Genomic DNA, 20740 nt, shown 5'->3' on the forward strand with positions numbered 1-20740 from the left:
TCGCCGTGTTGCGGGCCTTGCCGTCCCGTGAAAGCGGGAGTCCGGCGAATCGTCAGGGCCGGGCCAGCCCCGCCATCGGAATTCCCAGCGGCCGCGCGTCCAGCCGTTCCGGCAATCCCATGCCCATGCGCAGGCTGCGGCCGATGCGGTCGGCGTAGTCCTGCATCTGCGCGGCGTCGTCCGCGTCCAGCATTTCGGCCGTGGTCTCGCGCCACAGCTCCAGCCAGCGTACGAAGTGCTCGGCGCGTATCGCGGGCTGGGCGCGGTGTGCCGCCATCGGATTGCCGCGGTAGCTGGCGGCACGCAGCGCCACCGAACACCAGAACGAGGTGAGCAGGCGCTTGTGTCCGGGCCAGTCGTGCACGACGGCGTTGAAGATCGGACCGATCGCCGGGTCGGCGCGCACCTTGTCGTAGAAGCGGTCGACCAGGGCGGCGATGCGGGTTTCGTCGAGCGTGCTCATGGCTTGCCTGCGGAGTCTTCGGCTGGTGCGGATGGCGTGTCCGCGGCGGGTTCGTCCAGCAGTGGCAGGATGCCCGGCGTGTCGAGGTCGTCGAACTGCTGGTGGTTCACCGCCCAGAAGAACAGCGCCACGCCCGCGATCACCACCAGGGCGGTCACCGGGATCAGCACCAGCAGGATGTTCATGCGCGCAGCTCCTCTCGAGGCTCGCCACCGTCGCGGCCGGCGCGCAAGGCGTTCAGCACCACCGCCAGCGAGCTGAGCGACATGCCGATGCCTGCCAGCCAAGGCGGCACGAAACCGAATGCGGCAAACGGTACCGCGCACAGATTGTAGGCCAGCGACCAGCGTCGGCCCTGCGCCACGATCCGTTGCACCTGGCCCGCGACGCCGCGCGCGAAGGCGAGGCCGGCGAGGCGGTCGTCCATCAGCAGCAGGTCGGCGTGTGCCTGGGCGAGGCCGGTTCCGCTGGCCAGCGCGGCAGAGACGTCTGCGCCGGCGAGGATGGGCGCGTCGTTGCTGCCGTCGCCCACCGCGAGCACCACGTGGCCGTCGGCGCGCAGCTGGCGCAGCAGGGCCAGCTTGTCGTCCGGGGTCTGCCGGGCGCGCCAGTCCGCGATGCCCAGCACGGCGGCCAGCGCGGCTACGCGCCCGGGCGCGTCGCCGCTGGCAACGAGAGGCGCGACGCCGTCGGTGCGCAGCGCATCCAGCGTGGCCTGCGCATCGTGGCGCGGGCACTCGTCGAGGCGGAATGCGGCGATGGCGCCATCCGCGTCGGCCAGCAGCAGGGCGTCGTGCTGGCTTTCGATGGGCGGCGCATGGCCCAGCGCGAAGTCGGCGCGGCCCAGGCGCAGTTCGCGTCCGGCCAGCGTGCCGCGCAGGCCGGCGCCGGCCACGGCTTCGACCCGCTCGGCCTGTTGCGCGGGGGCGGTCTGGCCGGCGGCATCGGCGAGCGCGCGGGCCAGCGGATGCGAGCTTTCGCGGGCGAGCGTGGCGGCCAGCGCGAGTGCCTCCTCGCGGGAACCGCTGCGCAGCGGCTCGATCGCGGCGAGGTCCAGCCGCGGCACGCCCAGCGTGCCGGTCTTGTCGAACAGCGCGATGTCCACGCGCGCGAGCCGGCTCAACGCGGCACTGTCGGTGACCAGCACGCCACGGCGCGCCAGCGCCGCCAGCGCGCGGATGGACGCGGCCGGTGCGGTGAGCGCGAACGCGCAGGGGCAGGCCACCACCAGCACGGCGAGCGCGGCGTCGAAGGCGCGCGCGGGGTCGACCAGCAGCCAGCCGATGGCGGTGAGCGCGGTCAGCGCCAATACGCGGGCCACGAAGCGGGCGATGTCGCGGTCGCTGGCGGTGGCGAAGCTGCGCGACTGGCGCGCGCGCGCGGCCAGCGCGCCGATACGCGCCACCGTGGTGGCCTTGCCGCTGCGCTCCACCCGCAGCGTCGCCGGGCCGTCCAGCAGCACGCTGCCGGCCACCAGCGCGTCGCCACGGCGCCGCAGCACGGGACGCGACTCGCCGGTGAGCAGTGCCTCGTCCAGCCGTGCCGAAGCAGTTTCCAGCACGCCATCGGCGGGCACGGTGTCGCCTTCGGCGACATGCACGCGGTCGCCCGTGCGCAGCGCCAGCGCGGGCACGGTTTCCAGGGTGCCGTCGCCGCGGCGGCGCTGGGCCAGCAGCGGGGCCGCATCGATCGCGGCGTCGCCCTGCGCGGTGCCGTGGTGGCGTGCGCGCAGTTCCACGTAGCGCGCGGCCAGCAGCAGGAACACGAACATGCTCACCGAGTCGAAGTAGACCTCGCCGCTGCCGCGCAGCGTGTTGACCGCGCTGGCGAGGAACACCAGCGCCACCGCCAGCGCCACCGGCAGGTGGATGCCGAGCCGGCATTCGCGCAGCTCGCCGACCGCGCCGGCGAAGAACGGCTGCGCGGAATAGGCCACCAGCGGGATGGTGGTGAGGAAGCCCAGCCAGCGGAACAGGCCGCGCGTGGTGAAGTCCACGAAGTCCACCGCGCCGATGTAGATCACCAGGGCGTAGGCCATCACCTGCATCATGCACATGCCGGCGACCAGCAGGCGCTTCAGCGCGTCGTGCAGTTCCGCCGCGCGCGCGTCGTCGGCGTCGTCGTGGGGCAGCGGCGTGGCCGGGCAGCGCAGCGCGGCGCAGCGTTCCACCAGCGCATCCAGCGTGAGCCGTTGCGCGTCCCACACCACGCGCAGGCGGCGGGCGGCGGGAAGGATCGCCACGCGCTGCACGCCGGGCAGGGCGCGGATCGCCTGCTCCAGCGCGAGCGCCTGGCGCGGGTTGCCCAGCGCATCCACGCGCAGCGCCACCTCGCTGCGGCCGTCGCGGCGAGGCCGCAGCACCTGGGCGAGCAACAGCGGATGGGCCCAGACGGCGTGCGCGTTCATCGCGGCTTGGTGCGGCTGCCGTGCGCGCTGGCGGGTACACCGAACACCGTCTCGGTGTGGGAGGTGTCCAGCGGCGTGTCGGCGTGGCGCGCACTCACCACGATGATCCACACGCAGCCGGCCATCGAGGCGATGAACACGGCGATGCCCAGCCACAGGACCGGCTGGCGGTACCAGCGGCCGCCAGGCTTAGTCGGGGGCGCCGGCATCGGGGTGCGACAGATGGTAGACATAGGCCGCCAGCACGTGGATCTGTTCGTTGTCGAGGCGCTTGTCCCAGTTCGGCATGTGACCCTGGCGGCCGTCGTGGATGGTCTTGGTGATGTCCGCGAGGGTGCCGCCGTGCAGCCAGATGTGGTCGGTGAGGTTGGGCGCGCCCAGCGCCGGGTTGCCCTTGCCGCCGGGGCCGTGGCAGGCCGCGCAGGTGGACTTGAAGATCGGCTCGGCGGCAGCCGCCATCTTCGCGTCGTGCGGCGCACCGGACAGGCTCAGCACGTACTGGGCGAGGTTCTGCACGCTCTGCTCGCCAAGGCTGGCCCAGGGTGGCATCACGCCGTTGCGGCCGTCATGGATCGAGGTGGTGATGTCCTTGCCGCTGCCGCCGTACAGCCAGTCCTGGTCGGTGAGGTTGGGTGCGCCGAGGCGCTGGTTGCCCTTGCCGCTGCGCTGGTGGCAGGCGGCGCAATTGTCCTCGAACAGCACCTTGCCCAGCTGCTCCGCGGCAGGGTCGCCGGCCAGCTGCTCCGGCGTGTACAGCATGAAGCGCTGCATCAGCGGCTCCAGCTTCGCCTGGTTGGCGGCCTGTTCGCGGGCCAGCTGGCCGTGCGCGGTCCAGCCCAGCGTGCCCTTGTGGCTGCCGAAGCCCGGGTACAGCACGAGGTAGGCGAAGGCGGCGACGAACATCGCGCCGGAGAACACGATCCACCAGACCGGCAGGCGGCGCACGCCCTCGCGCAGCGCGCCGTGCGCCCACACGTGGCCGCTGGTGCCGTCGGGCTCGGTGGGGATCTTCGCGTGCGGGCCCCACAGGAACAGGAAGAACGTGATGCCGAGGTTCAGCACCACCAGGAACATCACCCACAACGACCAGCCGGTGCTCATCGCGCCTTCTCCTGCTTTGCGCCGGCGGCGGGCGGATCCTCGTCCTGCATCGGCAGTTGCGCCATCCGGTCGAACACCGGCTTGTGGTATTTGCGCCAGGCCCAGATCCAGATGCCGATGAAGCTCGCCATCATCAGCACGATCAGCACGCCGGCCAGGTGGCCCCAGAACGGGTTCATGGCGCGCCTCCGTCGCTGGCCGGCGCGGCGCCCGGCTTGAGTGGTTCGTTGTCGATGCCCAAGCCCTGCAGGTAGGCGATCAGCGCGTCCAGTTCGGTCTTGCCCTTGACGGCCTCGGGCGCGGCGGCGATGTCGGCCTCGCTGTACGGGTCGCCCAGCCTGCGCAACACGCGCATGCGCGCCTGGATGTCGGCGCCGTCGATGCCGGCCTTCGCCAGCCACGGGTAGCCGGGCATGTTGGACTGCGGCACCACGCTGCGCGGGTTCATCAGGTGCATGCGCTGCCAGTCGTCGGAATACTTGCCGCCCACGCGGGCGAGGTCGGGGCCGGTGCGCTTGGAACCCCACTGGAACGGCCGGTCGTAGACCGATTCCTCGGCGGTGGAGTAGTGGCCGTAGCGCTGGGTCTCGAAGCGCAGCGCGCGGATCATCTGCGAGTGGCAGAGGTAGCAACCCTCGCGTACGTAGACGTCCCTTCCGGCCAGCCGCAGCGGATCGTAGGGCTTCACGCCCGGCGGCGCCTTCACCGCATGCGCCTGCATGAACAGGGGCGTGATCTCGGCGAGCCCGCCGAGCGAAACCATGATCGCGATGCCGATGCCGAGCAGGCCGGCGTGCTTCTCGATCGCTTCGAAATGCCTGTAGGCCATGGTGTCAGCTCTACTTGAAATGTGCGGCCATGCACGGCCGCGGTTGGACTTGCGGGATCGAATCGCCGTTCCGCAGCGGGAACCTCGCCGAAGCAGCGATCACGGACGGGCGCATCGGGCGAACCGCTGCGGCCACGGATGGCCGCAGCTGGACTGGCGGGACCGGGCAGCCTTCCCGTGGCGGGAATCCGGTCGAAGCGGCGCCCACGGCTGGGTGCATCAGGCGACGGCCGGCAGCGGGGCCGGGATCTGGTGAGGCTCCGGCTCCGGGATCGGCACCGGGATCGGCTTGATGATGCGGGCGCGGGCATCGGCGGCGGTGTGCCACAGGTTCCACGCCATCACCCACATGCCCGAAAGGATCAGCACGCCGCCCAGCCAGCGGATCAGGTACATCGGCTTGATCGCAATCAGGCTGTCGAGGAAGCCGTACTTCAGCGAACCGTCGGGCAGGGTGGCGCGCCACATCTCGCCCTCGGTGACGCCGGCGGTCCACATCGCGCCCACGTAGAACAGCGTGCCCAGCATGTGCAGCCAGAAATGCAGGTTCATGCCGCGCGTCGAGTGCATCGCCGGGCGGCCCAGCGCGCGCGGCGCCATCGCGTACAGCGAGCCGATGGTGATCATCGCCACCCAGCCCAGCGAGCCGGAGTGCACGTGGGCGATCGTCCAGTCGGTGTAGTGCGACAGCGAGTTCACCGTCTTGATCGCCATCATCGAGCCTTCGAAGGTGGCGGCGGCGTAGAACACCAGCGCCATCACCATGAACTTCACCGCCGGGTCGCTCTTCACCTTGTGCCAGGAGCCGTTGAAGGTGAGCAGGCCGTTCGCCGCCGAGCCCCAGCTGGGCATCAGCAGCACCAGCGAGAACGCCATGCCCACCGACTGCACCCAGTCCGGCAGGGCGGTGTACATCAGGTGGTGCGACCCGGCCCACATGTAGACCGAGATCAGCGCCCAGAAATTGACGATGGAGAAGCGGTAGCTCCACAGCGGCTGCTGCGCCTGGCGCGGCACGAAGTAGTACATCATCCCCAGGAAGCCGGCGGTGAGGAAGAACGCCACCGCGTTGTGGCCGTACCACCACTGCACCATCGCGTCGACCACGCCCGAGTAGATCGGGTAGGACTTCCACATCGACACCGGAATGGCCAGGTTGTTGACGATGTGCAGCAGGCCCACCGCGATGATGAAGGCGCCGTAGTACCAGTTCGCCACGTAGATGTGCTTGATGCGACGGCGCGCCAGCGAGCCGAAGAACACCACGCCGAAGCTCACCCACACCACGGCGATCAGGATGTCGATCCACCATTCCGGCTCGGCGTATTCCTTGCTCTGGGTGAGGCCCAGCGGCATCGACACCATCGACAGCACGCAGACCAGCTGCCAGCCCCAGAACGTGAACCCGGCCAGCCGGTCGAATGCCAGCCGCGCGTGGCCGGTACGCTGCACCACGTAGTAGCAGGTGCCGATCAGCGCGGAACCGCCGAACGCGAAGATCACCCCGAAGGTGTGGTCGGGACGCAGCCGGCTGAAGGTGATCCACGGCAGGTCGAAGTTGAGCGCGGGCCACATCAGCTCGGCGGCGATGTACACGCCCACCGACATGCCGACGATGCCCCAGACCGCAGCGGCCAGCAGGAACTGGCGGACGACCCGGTCGTTGTAGTACTCGGTGTTGGGCATGAGGTTCCCCAAGTCTGGACCACCCATTTTCGCAGGCGCGCGCGTGTGTCGCGATGACCGGCGTCAGGTGGGTGCGGCATTCTGCCCGATGGCGCGGCACCCTGATCCAGGTCATGGCGCGCCGTCCGGGCGGTGGGCGATGCTGTGTCGGCGCGAACCGAGCGGCACCGGCATCATCCCATGGCACACGTCGTCACCGAGAACTGCATCAACTGCAAGCACACCGACTGCGTCGAGGTGTGTCCCGTGGACTGCTTCCACGAGGGGCCGAACTTCCTGGTGATCGACCCCGACGAGTGCATCGATTGCACGCTGTGCGTGGAGGAGTGCCCGGTGGGCGCGATCTTTCCGGAACTCGACGTGCCGGCGGGACAGGAGGGTTTTCTCGCGCTGAACGCCGAACTGGCCAGGCAATGGCCGGTCATCACCGAAAAGATCCCTTCCATGGAGGACGCCGACAAGTGGGACGGCGTGCCGGACAAGCTGCCGCTGCTGAAACGCTAGGGGGAAGGGGACGGGGGACAAGAAAGCCCGCTCGCGCGGGCTTTCTTGTTTGAAGGGGGCGGCCATGGATGGCCGCCCATCGGATTCCCGCGATCAGGGACGATCGCGAGGATTCAGCCTCACTTCGCCACCACGCGCACCATTTCCAGGCACTTGTTGGAGTAGCCCCACTCGTTGTCGTACCAGCTCACCAGCTTCACGAAGGTGGAGTCCAGCGCGATGCCGGCGTCGGCGTCGAACACCGAGGTGCAGGTCTCGCCGCGGAAGTCGGTGGCAACCACCTTGTCCTCGGTGTAGCCGAGCACGCCCTTCAGCGCACCCTGGCTCTGCGCCTTCATCTCCGCGCAGATCTCGGCGTAGCTGGCGGGTTTCTCCAGTTCGCAGGTGAGGTCGACCACGGAGACGTCGGAGGTGGGCACGCGGAAGCTCATGCCGGTGAGCTTCTTGTTGAGCTCGGGGATCACCACGCCCACCGCCTTCGCCGCGCCGGTGGAGGAGGGGATGATGTTCTCCAGGATGCCGCGGCCGCCGCGCCAGTCCTTGTTCGACGGGCCGTCCACGGTCTTCTGCGTGGCGGTGGCGGCGTGCACGGTGGTCATCAGGCCACGCTTGATGCCCCACTTGTCGTTCAGCACCTTGGCCACCGGCGCGAGGCAGTTGGTGGTGCAGCTGGCGTTGGAAATGATCGCCTCGCCCTTGTAGCCCTTGTCGTTGACGCCATAGACGAACATCGGCGTGTCGTCCTTGGACGGCGCGGACATGATCACCTTCTTCGCGCCGGCGTCGAGATGCTTCTGCGCCGCTTCCTTGGTGAGGAACAGGCCGGTGGATTCGATCACCACGTCGGCGCCGACCTCGCTCCACTTCAGGTTGGCCGGATCGCGTTCCTGGGTGAGGCGGATCCGGTTGCCGTTGACCACCAGCTGGCCGTTCTCGATCGACACCTCGCCCTTGAAGCGGCCGTGCACCGAGTCGTAGCGCAGCATGTAGGCAAGGTAGTCCGGCTCCAGCAGGTCGTTGATCCCCACGATCTGGATGTCCTTGCCGAAGTTCTGCACCGCCGCGCGCAGCACGTTGCGACCGATGCGGCCAAAGCCGTTGATGCCGACCCTGATGGTCATGGGGACACTTCCTCCGATTCGATGACGGGCACGTGGCGGTCGGGAGTGGCCGCCGAAACCGGCATTCTAGCCGAAGCGTCCGGTACGGGTCCGGCGACACCCGATGCTGCGGCCGCAGGGACAGCGCTCCCGTTGCAGCCGGGCCGGGATGGTCGAGCCGACGGCAGCCGGCATTTCCCGGTGCCGCAGCAGTCGAACCGGCGGCTCGCGGCGACGGCCGCTTCGTTCCCTCGTCGGCCCCTGCCGCCGGATGCGGGCCGATCGCGCGGCCGCCGGAGTCGGGCGGCAAAGTCGGCGGGCCGGGCCTGGTCGGACGGGCCGCCGCCGAACGGCCGGTTTCCGGACGGAGCTGGTCGGCGATGCGTGCGTCATGAAGGCCGGATCGGATTGACATATAAATTAGAGATATCTAATGTAATGGCCAAGCCCTCCGCCGGAGCCTTCCGCCATGCAAGCGATCGTCATCCCGTTCCGCCATGAGGACACCGCGACCTGGACTTACCTGGTGCATGCGCCGGGCGACGGGGCGGCGGTGGTGATCGACCCGGTGCTGGATTTCGACGCCGCTTCCGGCGAGGTGCACACGGAGAGCGCGGCAACGGTGCTGGCCGCAGCAGAGGCCGCGCAGCTGCGCATCGAGTGGATACTCGAGACCCATGCGCACGCCGACCACCTGTCGGCCGCGGCCTGGCTGCGCGGACACACCGGAGCGCGGGTGGCGATCGGCGCCGGCATCGTCCGCGTGCAGCGGACCTTCAAGGAGCGCCTGAACCTGGACGATGGCGCGCTGGTCGCCGACGGCAGCCAGTTCGACCACCTGCTGGCCGATGGCGAGGTGCTACGCGCGGGGTCGTTGACGGTGCAGGCGCTGGCCACGCCGGGCCACACCCCCGACAGCATGAGTTACCTGATCGGCGATGCGGTGTTCGTGGGAGACACGCTGTTCTCGCCGGCCAGCGGTTCGGCGCGCTGCGACTTCCCGGGCGGCGACGCGCACGCGCTCTATCGCTCGGTGCAGCGGCTCTACGGCCTGCCAGCGACACGCATGTTCCTGTGCCACGACTATCCGCCGGCCGGCATCGCGGCGCGCGCGGAAATCCCGATGAGCGAGCAGCGCGCGCGGAACATCCACCTGCGCGAAGACACCGACGAAGCGGGTTTCGTGGCGATGCGCACCGCGCGTGACGCCACCCTGGCCGTGCCGCGGCTGCTGTGGCCCGCGCTGCAGGTCAACATCCGCGCCGGTCGGTTGCCGCCGGCGGAACCCAACGGCACGAGCTACTTGCGGCTGCCGGTGCGCTTGCGCGGCGGCGGCGCGCACAGCGGCGCCTGATCGGGAGCGCAATAGATGCCGTAGAGCGTGGCGATGATCTGCTCGGTCGGGCCGTGCGCAAGGGTGTACCAGATCGTCTGCGATTCGCGCCGGGTGCGCACCAGCCCTTCGTCGCGCAGCTTGGCCAGGTGCTGCGACAGCGCCGACTGGCTCAGGTCCGGCAACTGCTCGTTGATCTGCCCGACCGACATTTCCTGGTCCGCCAGCAGGCACAGCACGCGCAGGCGTTGCGGATTGCCCAACGCCTTCAGCAGCTGCGACGCCTCCTCGGCGCGTTCGCGCATGGCGGTCAGGTCGTGCTTGGCGGGTGTCGGCATGGCGCCCTCGAGGGGAATGATCCGGCGGCTTCGATGCTTGACTTTAGCACAACCATCTAATTAAGATAAATCTAATTTAGATAGACCTTTCAAAGTCATTCGGTTGACCTGCGTCAGACACCACCACGGGCGACAGCCCATCCTGACAACGGCGAGGAGGGATGCGTCATGGCAAAGATCGTGATCCTGGGCGCGGGGCTTGGCGGCACGGCAGCCGCCTACGAAATCAAGGCGGCCCTGGGGGCGGCGCACGAGGTGACGCTGGTCGGCGACGGTCCGTACTTCCAGTTCACCCCGTCCAACCCGTGGGTCGCGGTCGGCTGGCGCAAGCCGGAGGCGATCCGCGTCGCGCTGGAGGAGCCGATGCGGCGTCACGGCATCCGCTTCGTCGGCGTCCCGGCGCAACGCGTGCTGCCGGCGGAGAACCGCCTGCGCCTGAGCGACGGCCAGGAGCTGGCCTACGACTACCTGGTGATCGCTACCGGCCCGCGGCTGGCCTTCGACGAGGTGCCGGGGCTGGGGCCGGGCGGCGGCCACACCCATTCGATCTGCACCGGCGCACACGCAGAGGAAACCTGGCTGGCCTACCAGGCCCTGCTGGAACGGCCTGGCCCGGTGGTGATCGGCGCTGCGCCCGGTGCCAGTTGCTTCGGTCCGGCCTACGAGTTCGCGATGATCGTCGACGCCGACCTGCGTCGGCGCAGGCTGCGCGACCGCGTGCCGCTCACCTACGTCACCCCCGAGCCCTACATCGGCCACATGGGGCTGGGCGGGGTGGGCGATTCGAAAGGCCTGCTGGAATCGGCGCTGCGCGAGCGCGACATCCGCTGGGTCGCCAATGCGCGCGTCACCGCGGCGGAACCCGGCAAGCTGCTGCTGGAGGAGCTGGACGCCGCCGGCGCCGCGAAGGCCCGCGAGCTGCCGTTCGCCCTCGCGATGCTGCTGCCGGCCTTCACCGGCATCCCCGCGGTGCGCGGCATCGAGGGGCTGGTCAATCCGCGCGGCTTCGTGCTGATCGACGAGCACCAGCGCAACCCCGCTTGGCGCAACGTGTTCGCCGCCGGCGTGTGCGTGGCGATCCCGCCGGTGGAGGCCACCCCGGTGCCCACCGGCGCGCCCAAGACCGGCTTCATGATCGAGTCGATGGTGAGCGCGATCGCCGCGAACCTGCGCGACGAGTTGGCCGGCCGGCCGGCGCTGGCCCGCGCCACCTGGAACGCGGTGTGCCTGGCCGACATGGGCGATACCGGCGCGGCCTTCGTGGCGCTGCCGCAGATCCCGCCGCGCAACGTGACCTGGGCGCGCATCGGCAAGTGGGTGCATCTGGCCAAGCTGGCCTTCGAGCGCTACCACCTGCGCAAGGTGCGCACCGGCAACACCCATCCGATCTACGAGCGCGCGGTGCTGAAGTTCCTGCGCATCGCCGCGTTGAAACAGGACGCGGGAACCCGCTGACCCCGCGACATCACCCACCGGAGAAACACCATGAACATCGACCGCGCCGTCCTCGCCTTTGCCGGCACCATGATCCTTGCCAGCGTGGCGCTGGCGTATTTCGTCTCGCCGTACTGGCTGTGGCTGGCCGTCTTCGTGGGCGCCAACCTGCTGCAGTCTTCCTTCACCGGCTTCTGCCCGCTGGCGCGCATCCTCGCCAGGTTCGGCCTGCAACCGGGCTGTGCCTTTCCGGGCCGCTCCTGAATGCATCGGAACCACACCGTGAAATATCCTCCGTCGCGCCTTGTCCCGATCCTGCTCGCCGCCGCGCTGGCCGCGTGCGGCGGCAAGCCGGCCACGTCCGCGGCCGGCCGCGCCGTACCGCCGCTGGCCACGCTGACGGTGGCCGCGGGCGCCGTGCCCGGCCAGCAGCGCTGGGACGGCACGGTGGAGGCGGTCGACGCGGCGGTGCTCACCGCGCAGACCAACGCCCGCGTGCTGGCGCTGCCGCATGACGTCGGCGACACGGTGAAGCAGGGCGACGTCCTGGTGCGCTTCACCGACGTGGAGCAGGCGTCCGCCGCGCGCGCGGCGCAGGCGCAGATCGCCGCAGCCAGGGCGGCCTGGGTGGAGGCCGAGGCGAATTACCGGCGCTACGCGGCGATCTATCCGCAGGGCTATGTCTCCAAGGCGGCGTATGACCAGGCGCTGGCGCAGCGCAATGCCGCCAAGGCGCAGCTCGACGCTGCACAGGAGCAATGGCGCGGGGTGGGCGCCCAGCAGGACTACACCGTGGTGCGCGCGCCGTTCGACGGCGTGGTGACGAAGCGCTACGTGCAGGTGGGCGAGGCGGTGGCCGGACCGCCGTTCCCGCAGCAGCTGATCGCGATCGCCTCGCTCGCGCAACTGCGCGTGGAGGCGAAGCTGCCGCAGGCGGTGGCCGAGGCGTTGCGCAACGCGGGCCAGGCCGAGGTGCTGGTCGACGGCGGTCGCCGCATCGCGGCATCCAGGCTCACCGTGTTCCCGGTGGCCGACCCGGCTACCCACACGGTGGCGGTGCGACTGGAGCTGCCGGCCGGCACCGGCGGCCTGTATCCGGGCATGACGGTGAAGCTCGCCTTCGCCGGCGCCGGCGCGATGACCGGCGGCGGGCCGCCGTCGGTACCCGCGAATGCGCTGGTGCGGCGTGGCGAATTGACCGGCGTGTACGTGGTCGACGCCAGCGGCGTGTCGCTGCGCCAGCTGCGCATCGGCGACGTGCAGGGCGACCGCGCGACGGTGCTGGCGGGGCTCGTGCCGGGCGAGCGCATCGCCGCCGATCCCGACGCCGCCGCACGCTGGCTGATCGCCCAGCGTGGCAAGGGGACGCCGTGAGCGCGCCGGCCCTGTCCTTCGCGGGACGCATCGCGCGCATCTTCCAGTCCTCGCCGCTGACCCCGGTGCTGGCGCTGGCGGCACTGCTGCTCGGCCTGGCCGCGATGGCGATCACGCCGCGCGAGGAGGAGCCGCAGATCGACGTCACCATGGCCAACGTCACCGTGCCGTTTCCCGGCGCCTCCGCGCGCGATGTCGAGAACCTGGTGACGTTTCCGCTGGAACAGAAGCTCTCCGAGCTGCAGGGCGTGAAGCACGTCTATTCGGCGAGTCGGCCGGGCGTGGCCGTGCTCACGGTGGAGTACGAGGTGGGCGTGCCGCGGCAGACCGCGATCGTGCGGCTGTACAACCAGATCTACCAGAACCGCGACTTCGTGCCGACCGGCCTCGGCGTGGGCCAGCCGCTGGTGCGGCCGATGGGCATCGACGACGTGCCGGTGATGGCGCTGACGCTGTGGAGCGACCGCCCCGACACCGGCCCGGTGCAACTCGCCGAGGTGGCGCGCACGCTGGAGACGGAGCTCAAGCGTGTGCCCGGCACACGCGACGTATACGCGCTCGGCGCGCCCGAGCGCGCCGTGATGGTGGAGCTCGACCCAGGCAAGCTCGCTGCCTACGGCATGGGCGTGGGCGACCTGGTGAACGCGCTCAAGGCCGCCAACGTGGTGGCGCAGGCCGGCGACCAGGTGGCGGGCAACCGCGATGTCCCGGTCACGGCAGGCAGCTTCCTCGCCAGCGCCGGCGACGTGGCGAACCTGGTGATCGGGCTCAAGGACGGCGCGCCCGTGCATCTTTCCGACGTGGCCACCATCCATCGCGGCGCCGACCTGCCGGCCAGCTATGCCTGGTTCGGCACTCCGGCGGGCAAGGCGGGCCCGGCCACCGGCAACGCGCCGGCCGTGACCATCGCCGTCGCCAAGAAGGCCGGCAGCAACGCCGCCGACATCACCCGTGCGATCCGCACGCGGCTCGACGCGCTGCGCAACGTGGACATCCCCGCCGGCGTGCACGTGGCGGTGACCCGCGACTACGGCCAGACCGCCACCGCCAAGGCCGACAGCCTGCTGCTGCACCTCCTGCTGGCCACGCTGTCGGTGGTGCTGCTGGTGGTGTTCGCGCTGGGCTGGCGCGAGGGCGTGGTGGTGGGCAGCGCGGTGATCATCACGCTGGCGCTCACCCTGTTCGCCTCGTGGGCGATGGGTTTCACCATCAACCGCGTGTCGCTGTTCGCGCTGATCTTCTCCATCGGCATCCTGGTCGACGACGCGATCGTGGTGGTGGAGAACATCCACCGGCACATGGCGCTGGGCGGGAGCAGCCTGCGCGAGGCGATTCCCGAGGCGGTGAGCGAGGTGGGCGGGCCCACCATCCTGGCCACCTTCACGGTGATCGCGGCGCTGCTGCCGATGGCCTTCGTGTCGGGGCTGATGGGGCCGTACATGCGGCCGATCCCGATCAACGCCTCGGCCGGCATGCTGCTGTCGCTGGCGGTGGCGCTGGTGGTGACGCCGTGGCTGGCACTGCGCCTGCTGCGCCACCACGCGCACGGCGGCACCGGCGGTACCGCCCACGAGGCGGCGGGCGGGCGCACGCTGCGCCTGTTCCAGCGCCTGATGCGACCTTTCCTCGAAGGCGCACGCGCATCGCGTCGCCGGCGCCTGCTGTTCGCCGGCATGGGGGCGCTGGTGCTGGCTTCGGTGGGACTGGTGGTGGCCAAGGCAGTGATCCTGAAGATGCTGCCGTTCGACAACAAGAGCGAATTCGAGCTGGTGGTGGACATGCCCGCGGGCAGCACGCTGGAACGCACCAACCAGCTGCTGCACGAACTGGCCGCGCAGGTGGCGACGATTCCCGAGGTCAAGGACTGGCAGGGCTACGCCGGCACGGCGGCGCCGATCACCTTCAACGGCCTGGTGCGCCAGTACTACCTGCGCCAGGGCCCGCTGGTGGGCGACCTGCAGGTGAACCTGGTGGACAAGGACGCGCGCCATCGCCAGAGCCACGAGATCGCGCTGGCCGCGCGCCCTGCGCTGGCGAGGATCGCGGCGCGCTACGGCGCCTCGCTGAAGGTGGTGGAGGTGCCGCCCGGCCCGCCGGTGATGGCGCCCATCGTGGCCGAGGTCTACGGCCCGGATGCGCGCAGCATCCGCCAGGCGGCGCTGCAGCTGGAAACGATATTCCGGGCCAATCCCGACATCGTGGACGTGGACACCAGCGAGGAAGCCGATGCGCCGCGCGCAGTGGTGACCATCGACCGCGAGCGCGCCGCACGGCTGGGGCTCAGCCAGGCGGCCGTGGTGCAGGCCTTGCGCACCGCGCTCGCCGGCGACGACGCCACGTACCTCATGGACGGCCACTCGCGCCGTGCCGTGCCGGTGCGCCTGCGCCTCGCTGCCGGCGACCAGGCCAGCATGGATCGCCTGCTGGCGCTGCGCGTGCGTGCGCAGGGCGGAGCGCTGGTGCCGCTCTCGGCGGTGGCCAGCGTGCACGAAGCGGGCTGGGAGGATGCGATCTACCACAAGGATCTGCTGCCCTATGCGACCGTCACGGGCGACGACGCCGGCCACACCGACAGCCCGCTCTACGGCATGTTCGCGCTGGTGGGCAAGCTTGCGCACGCCCGGCTCGACGGCCAGGCGGTGACCCAGGACTTCATCCGCCAGCCGGCAGACACCGCGGGCATCGCGGTGAAGTGGGACGGCGAGTGGCAGATCACCTACGAAACCTTCCGTGACATGGGGCTGGCCTACCTCGGCGGGCTGGTGCTGATCTACCTGCTGGTGGTCGGCCAGTTCAGGAGCTACCTCGTGCCGCTCATCATCATGGCGCCGATCCCGCTCACCGTGATCGGCGTGATGCCCGGCCACGCCCTGTTCGGCGCACAGTTCACCGCCACCTCGATGATCGGCATGATCGCCCTGGCCGGCATCATCGTGCGCAATTCGATCCTGCTGATCGACTTCGTCAACCACGCGCTGGCCGCGGGCCGGCCGCTGGCAGACGCGGTGATCGACGCGGCGGCGGTGCGCGCGAAGCCGATCGCGCTGACCGCTGCCGCGGCGATGCTGGGCGGCTTCTTCATCCTCGACGATCCGATCTTCCAGGGCCTGGCGGTGTCGCTGATCTTCGGCATCCTGGTGTCGACCGTGCTCACGCTGGCGGTGATCCCGCTGCTGTACTACGCGTGGCTGTCACGCCGCGGTCAGGAGGAACTTCCGGGCGATGCGTGAGCCCTCGGACGGGCTCATCGCGCGGGACGGTGGCAGGATAGGCGGTTCCCCATCCGTCGAGGTGCCTCCGTGCCGTTCCGCCGCCGCCTGCTTGCCGCCATCCTCTGCGGCATCCTCCTGGCTCCCGCCGCCCGGGCCTGGGGGCCACTGGGCCACAGCATCGTCGCCGCGCTGGCGCAGCGCCACCTGAGTCCTGCCGCCGGGCTCGAGGTGGAACGCCTGCTGGCGGCGGACCACACCACGCGACTGGCCGACGTCGCCAACTGGCCCGACCAGCTTCAGGACGACCCCGCGCAGGCCACGCTGTGGCAGCGCACGCGCAAGCTGCACTACATCAACTTCCGCGGCGGCCCGGCCTGCGGCTACGTGCCGCCGCGCGACTGCCGTGACGGCGAGTGCGTGGTGGCGGGTGTGGCGCATTACGTGGCGATCCTCGGAGACAGGTCGCGGTCCGATGCCGCACGCCTGGCAGCCCTGAAGTTCGTGGTGCACTTCGTGGGCGACATGCACCAACCGCTGCACGCCGGCCATCGCGACGACCTTGGCGGCAACAGATACCAGGTGCAGTTCGAGGGCGAGGGCAGCAACCTGCATCGGGTGTGGGACTCCGGCCTGCTGGCGACGCGCGGCCTGGACTGGCGGGCGTACGCACGCAAGCTTGATGCGGAAGGCCCGGTGACGCGGCCTCCGCCGATCGCGCCGCTGGACAATCCGTATGCGCAGTGGGCGGAGGAATCCTGCCGCCTCACCGCCGCGCCGGGCTTCTATCCGGACGGCCACAAGATCGGCCGGGCCTACGTCGATGCCGAGCTGCCGGTGGCCGAGAACCGGTTGCGCATCGCCGGGCGCCGGCTGGCCGAGGTGCTCAACCTCGCCTTGGCGAACTGAGACATTCCATAACGCATTACATACGAATGCAGGCTGGCATGGCGTCCGGCATCTGTTAGCCTCCACGACAGTCGACCGCATTCAGACGTCCATAGCCAATCAGGCCCCCGCATGACCCATACGCCGCTCCGCCGCACCAAGATCGTCGCCACCCTCGGCCCCGCTACCGACGCGCCGGGCATGCTCGAAAGCATCATCGCCAACGGCGTCGATGTGGTCCGGCTCAACCTCTCGCACGGCCAGCCGGACGACCACCGCGCGCGCGCGGCCGCGGTGAAGGCCGCCGCTGCCGCCGCTGGCCGCGAGGTGGGCGTGCTGGCCGACCTGCAGGGTCCGAAGATCCGCGTCGAGAAGTTCGCGAACGGCCCGGTCCAGCTCGAGGTCGGCCAGCCCTTCGTGCTGGATTGCCGCGCCGATGCGCCGCCCGGCGACGTCACCCGCGTGGGCGTGAGCTACCTCGACCTGCCGCGCGACGTGCGCCCCGGCGACGTGCTGCTGCTGGACGACGGCCTGGTGGCGCTCACCGTGGACGAAGTGGCCGGCACCGAGGTGCGCTGCACCGTGCTGGTCGGCGGCAAGCTCTCCGACCGCAAGGGCCTCAACCGCCAGGGCGGCGGGCTGTCCGTCTCCGCGCTGTCGGACAAGGACAAGGCCGACATCAGGCTCGCTGCCGAGATCGGCGCGGACTTCCTCGCCGTTTCCTTCGTCCGCTCGGCCGACGACATGCATCAGGCCCGCCGCCTGCTGCAGGAGGCCGGCGGCAGTGCCGCGCTGGTGTCCAAGATCGAGCGCGCCGACGCGATCCCGGTGCTGGGCGAGATCATCGACGCCTCGGACGTGGTGATGGTGGCGCGCGGCGACCTCGGCGTGGAGATCGGCGACGCCGAGCTGCCGGGCCTGCAGAAGAAGATCATCCGCGAGACGGTGCAGCGCAACCGCGCGGTGATCACCGCGACCCAGATGCTGCAGTCGATGGTGCGTTCGCCGATCCCCACCCGCGCGGAAGTCCTCGACGTGGCGAACGCGGTGATCGACGGCACCGACGCGGTGATGCTGTCGGAAGAAACCGCCGCCGGTTCGCACCCGGACAAGGCGGTGGCGGCGATGGCGCGCATCTGCCTCGGTGCCGAGCGGCAGTTCGAGCCCAAGGAAGACCTGGCCAGCGCCGGCCACCATCTCAGCCGCACCGATCAGGCGATCGCACTCGCCGCGATGGTGCTTGCCGCCCAGCTCGGTGTGCGCGCGATCGTGGCGCTCACCGAATCCGGCGCCACCGCCCAGTGGCTGTCGCGCTACCGCAGCGCGGTGCCGATCTACGGCCTGTCGCCGTTTGCCGCCTCGCGCCGGCGCATGCAGGTGCTGCGGGACGTGCGGGCCGTGGAGTTCAGCCACGGCGAGAACCAGAGCATGGCCGCCTCCACCCGTGCCGCGGTGCGCCTGCTGTTCGAGCAGGGCAAGCTGGACGAGGGCGACAGCGTGGTGATCACCTACGGCGACCGCGTGGGCCACGTCGGCGGCACCAACACCCTGAAACTGCTGGCGGTGGGTGCGGGCGGTGCGGTGGACAGCCTGCGCGATCTCTGAGCCGGACCGTTGTGCCGGCAAGCCGGCAAGCACGCCGACGGAGCGCCACGCGGCTAGACTGGCGCCGTCGTTCCCCTGCCACCGGAGGTTTCCCATGAACTCGCGCACCCGCCGTCTGCTTCGCCCGCTGTTGCTGGTTTCGGCGCTGGCCTGTGCCACGCCGGTGCTGGCGCAGGCGAACAGGGTCGATCCGCAGGACCTGTACCACTACTGGATCCTGCTCAACACCAAGGTGAACACCGACCTGCCCAATTCCGGGCTCAATCTCACCAAGCCCGGTTGCGCGGCGGTGACCTACACGATCGGCTCCGACGGCGTGCCGATGCAGGTGCAACTGGCGAAGCTGGTGCCCAAGAGCGACCTCGGTCCCACCGCGGTGACCGCGGTGAAGAACTTCCGCTACGGCCCCTCGCTGAGCAACAAGATCGGCCAGCCGATCGCCACCTACTACATCGTGCCGTTCAACGCGCCGGACGACGCGGCGGGCCGGCAGAAGCTGATGGACGCCTGCAAGCTGCCGGGCTACGGCGGCTGAGCCAGGGCGGGGTCGGCTCCGGTCCTGCGGGGTGGCGCGGTTCCGTTATAATCTGCGGCTTTAACCATGCCGTCCCCGGTCCGGGGCGGCGCCCACCCCGCGCGGGCCGGTATCGCCTCGCTGTACGGAGCCGTCATGAGTATTGAAGATCTCGAAAGCGTCGCCCTGGCCATGGTGGCCCCCGGCAAGGGCATCATCGCCATCGACGAGTCGACCAACACCATCAGGAAGCGTTTCGAGGCCGTCGGCATCGAGAACACCGAGGAGAACCGCCGCGCCTACCGCGAGCTGCTGCTCACCACGCCGGGCCTGAACGAGCACATCTCCGGCGCGATCCTGTACGACGAGACGATCCGCCAGTCCACCAAGGACGGTGTGCCGTTCACCCAGGTGATGAAGAAGGCCGGCATCATCCCCGGCATCAAGGTGGACAAGGGCCCGGTGCCACTGGCCGGCTTCCCCGGCGACGTCGTCACCGAGGGCCTGGACGGCCTGCGCGAACGCCTCGCCGAGTACGTGAAGCTGGGCGCGCAGTTCGCCAAGTGGCGCGCGGTGATCAACATCTCCGAGGACAACCCCAGCTCCACCGCCATCGAGGCGAACTGCCACGCGCTGGCCCGCTACGCCGCGCTGTGCCAGGAAGCCGGCCTGGTGCCGATGGTCGAGCCGGAAGTGATCATGGACGGCGACCACAGCATCGAGGTGAGCTACGAGGTGCACGAGGCCGTGCTGCGCAGCCTGTTCAACGCGCTCTACGAGCAGAACGTGATGCTGGAAGGCACCATCCTGAAGGTCAGCATGGTGATCCCGGGCAAGGACTCGGCCGAGCAGGCCGATGTCGAGGAAGTGGCCGAGGCCACCGTGCGCGTGCTGAAGACCTGCGTGCCGGCCTCGCTGCCGGGCATCGTGTTCCTGTCCGGTGGCCAGACCGACGAGCAGTCGACCGCACACCTCAACGCGATGAACCGCATCGGCCCGCACCCCTGGCCGCTGTCGTTCTCCTATGGCCGCGCCATGCAGCAGGCCGCGCTGAAGCTGTGGGCCAAGGACATGAAGGGCAACTACGCCGAGGCGCAGAAGACCGTGCACGCGCGTGCGAAGGACAACGGCCTGGCCGCGCTGGGCCGCTGGAACGGGTGACTTTTCGCGATTGTTCAAGATCGCGAGAGCCAGGCAGGCAGCCATCCAAGGCTGCACCGCCTAAAGAAACGGGCGCCGCAAGGCGCCCGTTTCGTTTTCCGCGTCGATCGGCGATCCGCTCAGAAACGGTATTCCGCGCTGGCCGAGACCATGTCGGTGCTGAGGTCTACGCTGCTCTTCTTCGCGTCGAAGTAGTCGTAGTTCAGGCCGACACTGAGGTTCGGGGTGATGTTGTAGCCCACGCCCGCGCCAGCGTACCAGCTGGTCTTGTCCAGGCTCTTGCGCACCGGGTTCACGTCGTTGCTCAGGCCGTGACCGGTCCAGCTGTAGAGGCCGGCGCGGCCGCTCAGGTACCAGTTCGGGCTGAGGTCGAGGTGGGCGTTCGCGCCAGCAGTCCAGCCGTGCAGCTGCGACTTGCCGGGGGCGATTACCGGCGAGCTGTTGAAGATGTTCTTGGCGCGGATGTTGCCCAGGTCGTTGTAACCCACCTCGGCGCCCAGCGCGAAGTTCGGCGCCAGCGACCAGCGGTAGCCGCCATTCAGCGCGTAACCGGTGTCGTGGCCGTCGTACGGCCCCTTGTTGATGGAGGTGCGGCCCACGTTGCCGTTGATGAACCAGCCGCCGTTGTCGGTCGGCGCGTTTTGCGCGAAGGCGGCGGGGACGGCCAGCATGCCGGCGGAGGCGAGAGCAAGGGCGAAAAGAGTCTTTTTCATGGAGAGTCTCCTGTTATGGGAAGGCGGCTGCCGCCCATGGGGAATGGGGCGGTACCGCATGCCTGGCGCTGGGGAAATCGC

The 20740-nt window shown here is 69.8% G+C and carries 21 protein-coding genes; 10 read left to right on the plus strand and 11 right to left on the minus strand.

Features of this window, described 5'->3' with window-relative positions:
* Positions 1-52 precede the first annotated feature (52 nt).
* The 8 genes from ACQGNW_RS07355 to ccoN all read right to left on the minus strand — a co-directional run bounded on the left by ACQGNW_RS07355 (position 53) and on the right by ccoN (position 6486).
* Positions 53-463 carry a group III truncated hemoglobin gene (locus ACQGNW_RS07355; RefSeq protein ID WP_426662482.1) on the minus strand — a complete coding sequence of 137 codons (411 nt, stop codon included), beginning with the start codon at positions 461-463 and terminating at the stop codon, positions 53-55.
* Complete coding sequence (ccoS, locus tag ACQGNW_RS07360) at positions 460-648, minus strand: cbb3-type cytochrome oxidase assembly protein CcoS (RefSeq protein ID WP_426662483.1); 189 nt, start codon at positions 646-648, stop codon at positions 460-462. Before ccoS ends, ACQGNW_RS07355 begins: the two co-directional genes overlap by 4 nt.
* Positions 645-2870 carry a heavy metal translocating P-type ATPase gene (locus ACQGNW_RS07365; RefSeq protein ID WP_426662484.1) on the minus strand — a complete coding sequence of 742 codons (2226 nt, stop codon included), beginning with the start codon at positions 2868-2870 and terminating at the stop codon, positions 645-647. The genes ccoS and ACQGNW_RS07365 overlap by 4 nt, the downstream gene beginning before the upstream one ends.
* Positions 2867-3079, minus strand: coding sequence for a hypothetical protein (locus ACQGNW_RS07370; RefSeq protein ID WP_426662485.1), 213 nt, complete (start codon positions 3077-3079; stop codon positions 2867-2869). Before ACQGNW_RS07370 ends, ACQGNW_RS07365 begins: the two co-directional genes overlap by 4 nt.
* The gene (gene ccoP / locus ACQGNW_RS07375; RefSeq protein ID WP_426662486.1) at positions 3060-3971 is read right to left on the minus strand and encodes a cytochrome-c oxidase, cbb3-type subunit III; all 912 of its coding nucleotides are present in this window, start codon (positions 3969-3971) and stop codon (positions 3060-3062) included. The genes ACQGNW_RS07370 and ccoP overlap by 20 nt, the downstream gene beginning before the upstream one ends.
* A complete protein-coding gene (locus ACQGNW_RS07380; RefSeq protein WP_426662487.1) occupies positions 3968-4150 on the minus strand; it encodes a cbb3-type cytochrome oxidase subunit 3 in 183 nt (60 codons plus the stop codon). Before ACQGNW_RS07380 ends, ccoP begins: the two co-directional genes overlap by 4 nt.
* Positions 4147-4800, minus strand: coding sequence for a cytochrome-c oxidase, cbb3-type subunit II (gene ccoO / locus ACQGNW_RS07385; RefSeq protein ID WP_426662488.1), 654 nt, complete (start codon positions 4798-4800; stop codon positions 4147-4149). The genes ACQGNW_RS07380 and ccoO overlap by 4 nt, the downstream gene beginning before the upstream one ends.
* A gap of 219 nt (positions 4801-5019) precedes the next feature.
* Positions 5020-6486: a cytochrome-c oxidase, cbb3-type subunit I gene (gene ccoN, locus ACQGNW_RS07390; RefSeq protein ID WP_426662489.1), complete on the minus strand. Its 1467-nt coding sequence runs from the start codon at positions 6484-6486 to the stop codon at positions 5020-5022.
* A gap of 180 nt (positions 6487-6666) precedes the next feature.
* Between ccoN and fdxA the strand changes: the two genes are divergently transcribed.
* The gene (gene fdxA, locus ACQGNW_RS07395) at positions 6667-6990 is read left to right on the plus strand and encodes a ferredoxin FdxA (RefSeq protein ID WP_426662490.1); all 324 of its coding nucleotides are present in this window, start codon (positions 6667-6669) and stop codon (positions 6988-6990) included.
* Between the two features lie 119 nt (positions 6991-7109).
* Here fdxA and gap read toward each other — a convergent pair whose 3' ends face one another.
* Positions 7110-8111: a type I glyceraldehyde-3-phosphate dehydrogenase gene (gene gap, locus ACQGNW_RS07400; RefSeq protein ID WP_426662491.1), complete on the minus strand. Its 1002-nt coding sequence runs from the start codon at positions 8109-8111 to the stop codon at positions 7110-7112.
* A gap of 448 nt (positions 8112-8559) precedes the next feature.
* On the opposite strand from gap, the gene ACQGNW_RS07405 reads away from it, so the two are divergent.
* Entirely contained in the window at positions 8560-9444 is an 885-nt protein-coding gene (locus ACQGNW_RS07405; protein ID WP_426662492.1) for an MBL fold metallo-hydrolase, read from the plus strand.
* On the opposite strand, the gene ACQGNW_RS07410 is transcribed toward ACQGNW_RS07405, so the two are convergent.
* A complete protein-coding gene (locus tag ACQGNW_RS07410) occupies positions 9390-9761 on the minus strand; it encodes an ArsR/SmtB family transcription factor (protein WP_426662493.1) in 372 nt (123 codons plus the stop codon). The two genes, ACQGNW_RS07405 and ACQGNW_RS07410, sit on opposite strands and share 55 nt — an antisense overlap.
* A 168-nt stretch (positions 9762-9929) precedes the next feature.
* On the opposite strand from ACQGNW_RS07410, the gene ACQGNW_RS07415 reads away from it, so the two are divergent.
* The 8 genes from ACQGNW_RS07415 to ACQGNW_RS07450 all read left to right on the plus strand — a co-directional run bounded on the left by ACQGNW_RS07415 (position 9930) and on the right by ACQGNW_RS07450 (position 19946).
* Positions 9930-11216 (plus strand): NAD(P)/FAD-dependent oxidoreductase, encoded by a 1287-nt coding sequence (locus ACQGNW_RS07415; protein WP_426662494.1) that lies wholly within the window; start codon positions 9930-9932, stop codon positions 11214-11216.
* Between the two features lie 30 nt (positions 11217-11246).
* The gene (locus ACQGNW_RS07420; RefSeq protein ID WP_426662495.1) at positions 11247-11459 is read left to right on the plus strand and encodes a YgaP family membrane protein; all 213 of its coding nucleotides are present in this window, start codon (positions 11247-11249) and stop codon (positions 11457-11459) included.
* Positions 11460-11477: 18 nt separating this feature from the next.
* A complete protein-coding gene (locus ACQGNW_RS07425) occupies positions 11478-12569 on the plus strand; it encodes an efflux RND transporter periplasmic adaptor subunit (RefSeq protein WP_426662496.1) in 1092 nt (363 codons plus the stop codon).
* A complete protein-coding gene (locus tag ACQGNW_RS07430; protein ID WP_426662497.1) occupies positions 12566-15799 on the plus strand; it encodes an efflux RND transporter permease subunit in 3234 nt (1077 codons plus the stop codon). The genes ACQGNW_RS07425 and ACQGNW_RS07430 overlap by 4 nt, the downstream gene beginning before the upstream one ends.
* Positions 15800-15868: 69 nt before the next feature.
* Complete coding sequence (locus tag ACQGNW_RS07435; protein WP_426662498.1) at positions 15869-16687, plus strand: S1/P1 nuclease; 819 nt, start codon at positions 15869-15871, stop codon at positions 16685-16687.
* Between the two features lie 111 nt (positions 16688-16798).
* Positions 16799-18271, plus strand: coding sequence for a pyruvate kinase (gene pyk / locus ACQGNW_RS07440; RefSeq protein WP_426662499.1), 1473 nt, complete (start codon positions 16799-16801; stop codon positions 18269-18271).
* Between the two features lie 94 nt (positions 18272-18365).
* Positions 18366-18806: an energy transducer TonB gene (locus ACQGNW_RS07445; protein WP_426662500.1), complete on the plus strand. Its 441-nt coding sequence runs from the start codon at positions 18366-18368 to the stop codon at positions 18804-18806.
* Between the two features lie 135 nt (positions 18807-18941).
* Complete coding sequence (locus tag ACQGNW_RS07450; protein WP_426662501.1) at positions 18942-19946, plus strand: class I fructose-bisphosphate aldolase; 1005 nt, start codon at positions 18942-18944, stop codon at positions 19944-19946.
* A 119-nt stretch (positions 19947-20065) separates the two neighbouring features.
* Here the strand turns inward: ACQGNW_RS07450 and ACQGNW_RS07455 are convergent, their stop codons facing one another.
* Complete coding sequence (locus tag ACQGNW_RS07455; RefSeq protein ID WP_426662502.1) at positions 20066-20659, minus strand: outer membrane protein; 594 nt, start codon at positions 20657-20659, stop codon at positions 20066-20068.
* Positions 20660-20740: the final 81 nt, after the last annotated feature.

This window comes from Rhodanobacter aciditrophus (genome assembly GCF_050026795.1).
Lineage (GTDB): Bacteria > Pseudomonadota > Gammaproteobacteria > Xanthomonadales > Rhodanobacteraceae > Rhodanobacter_A.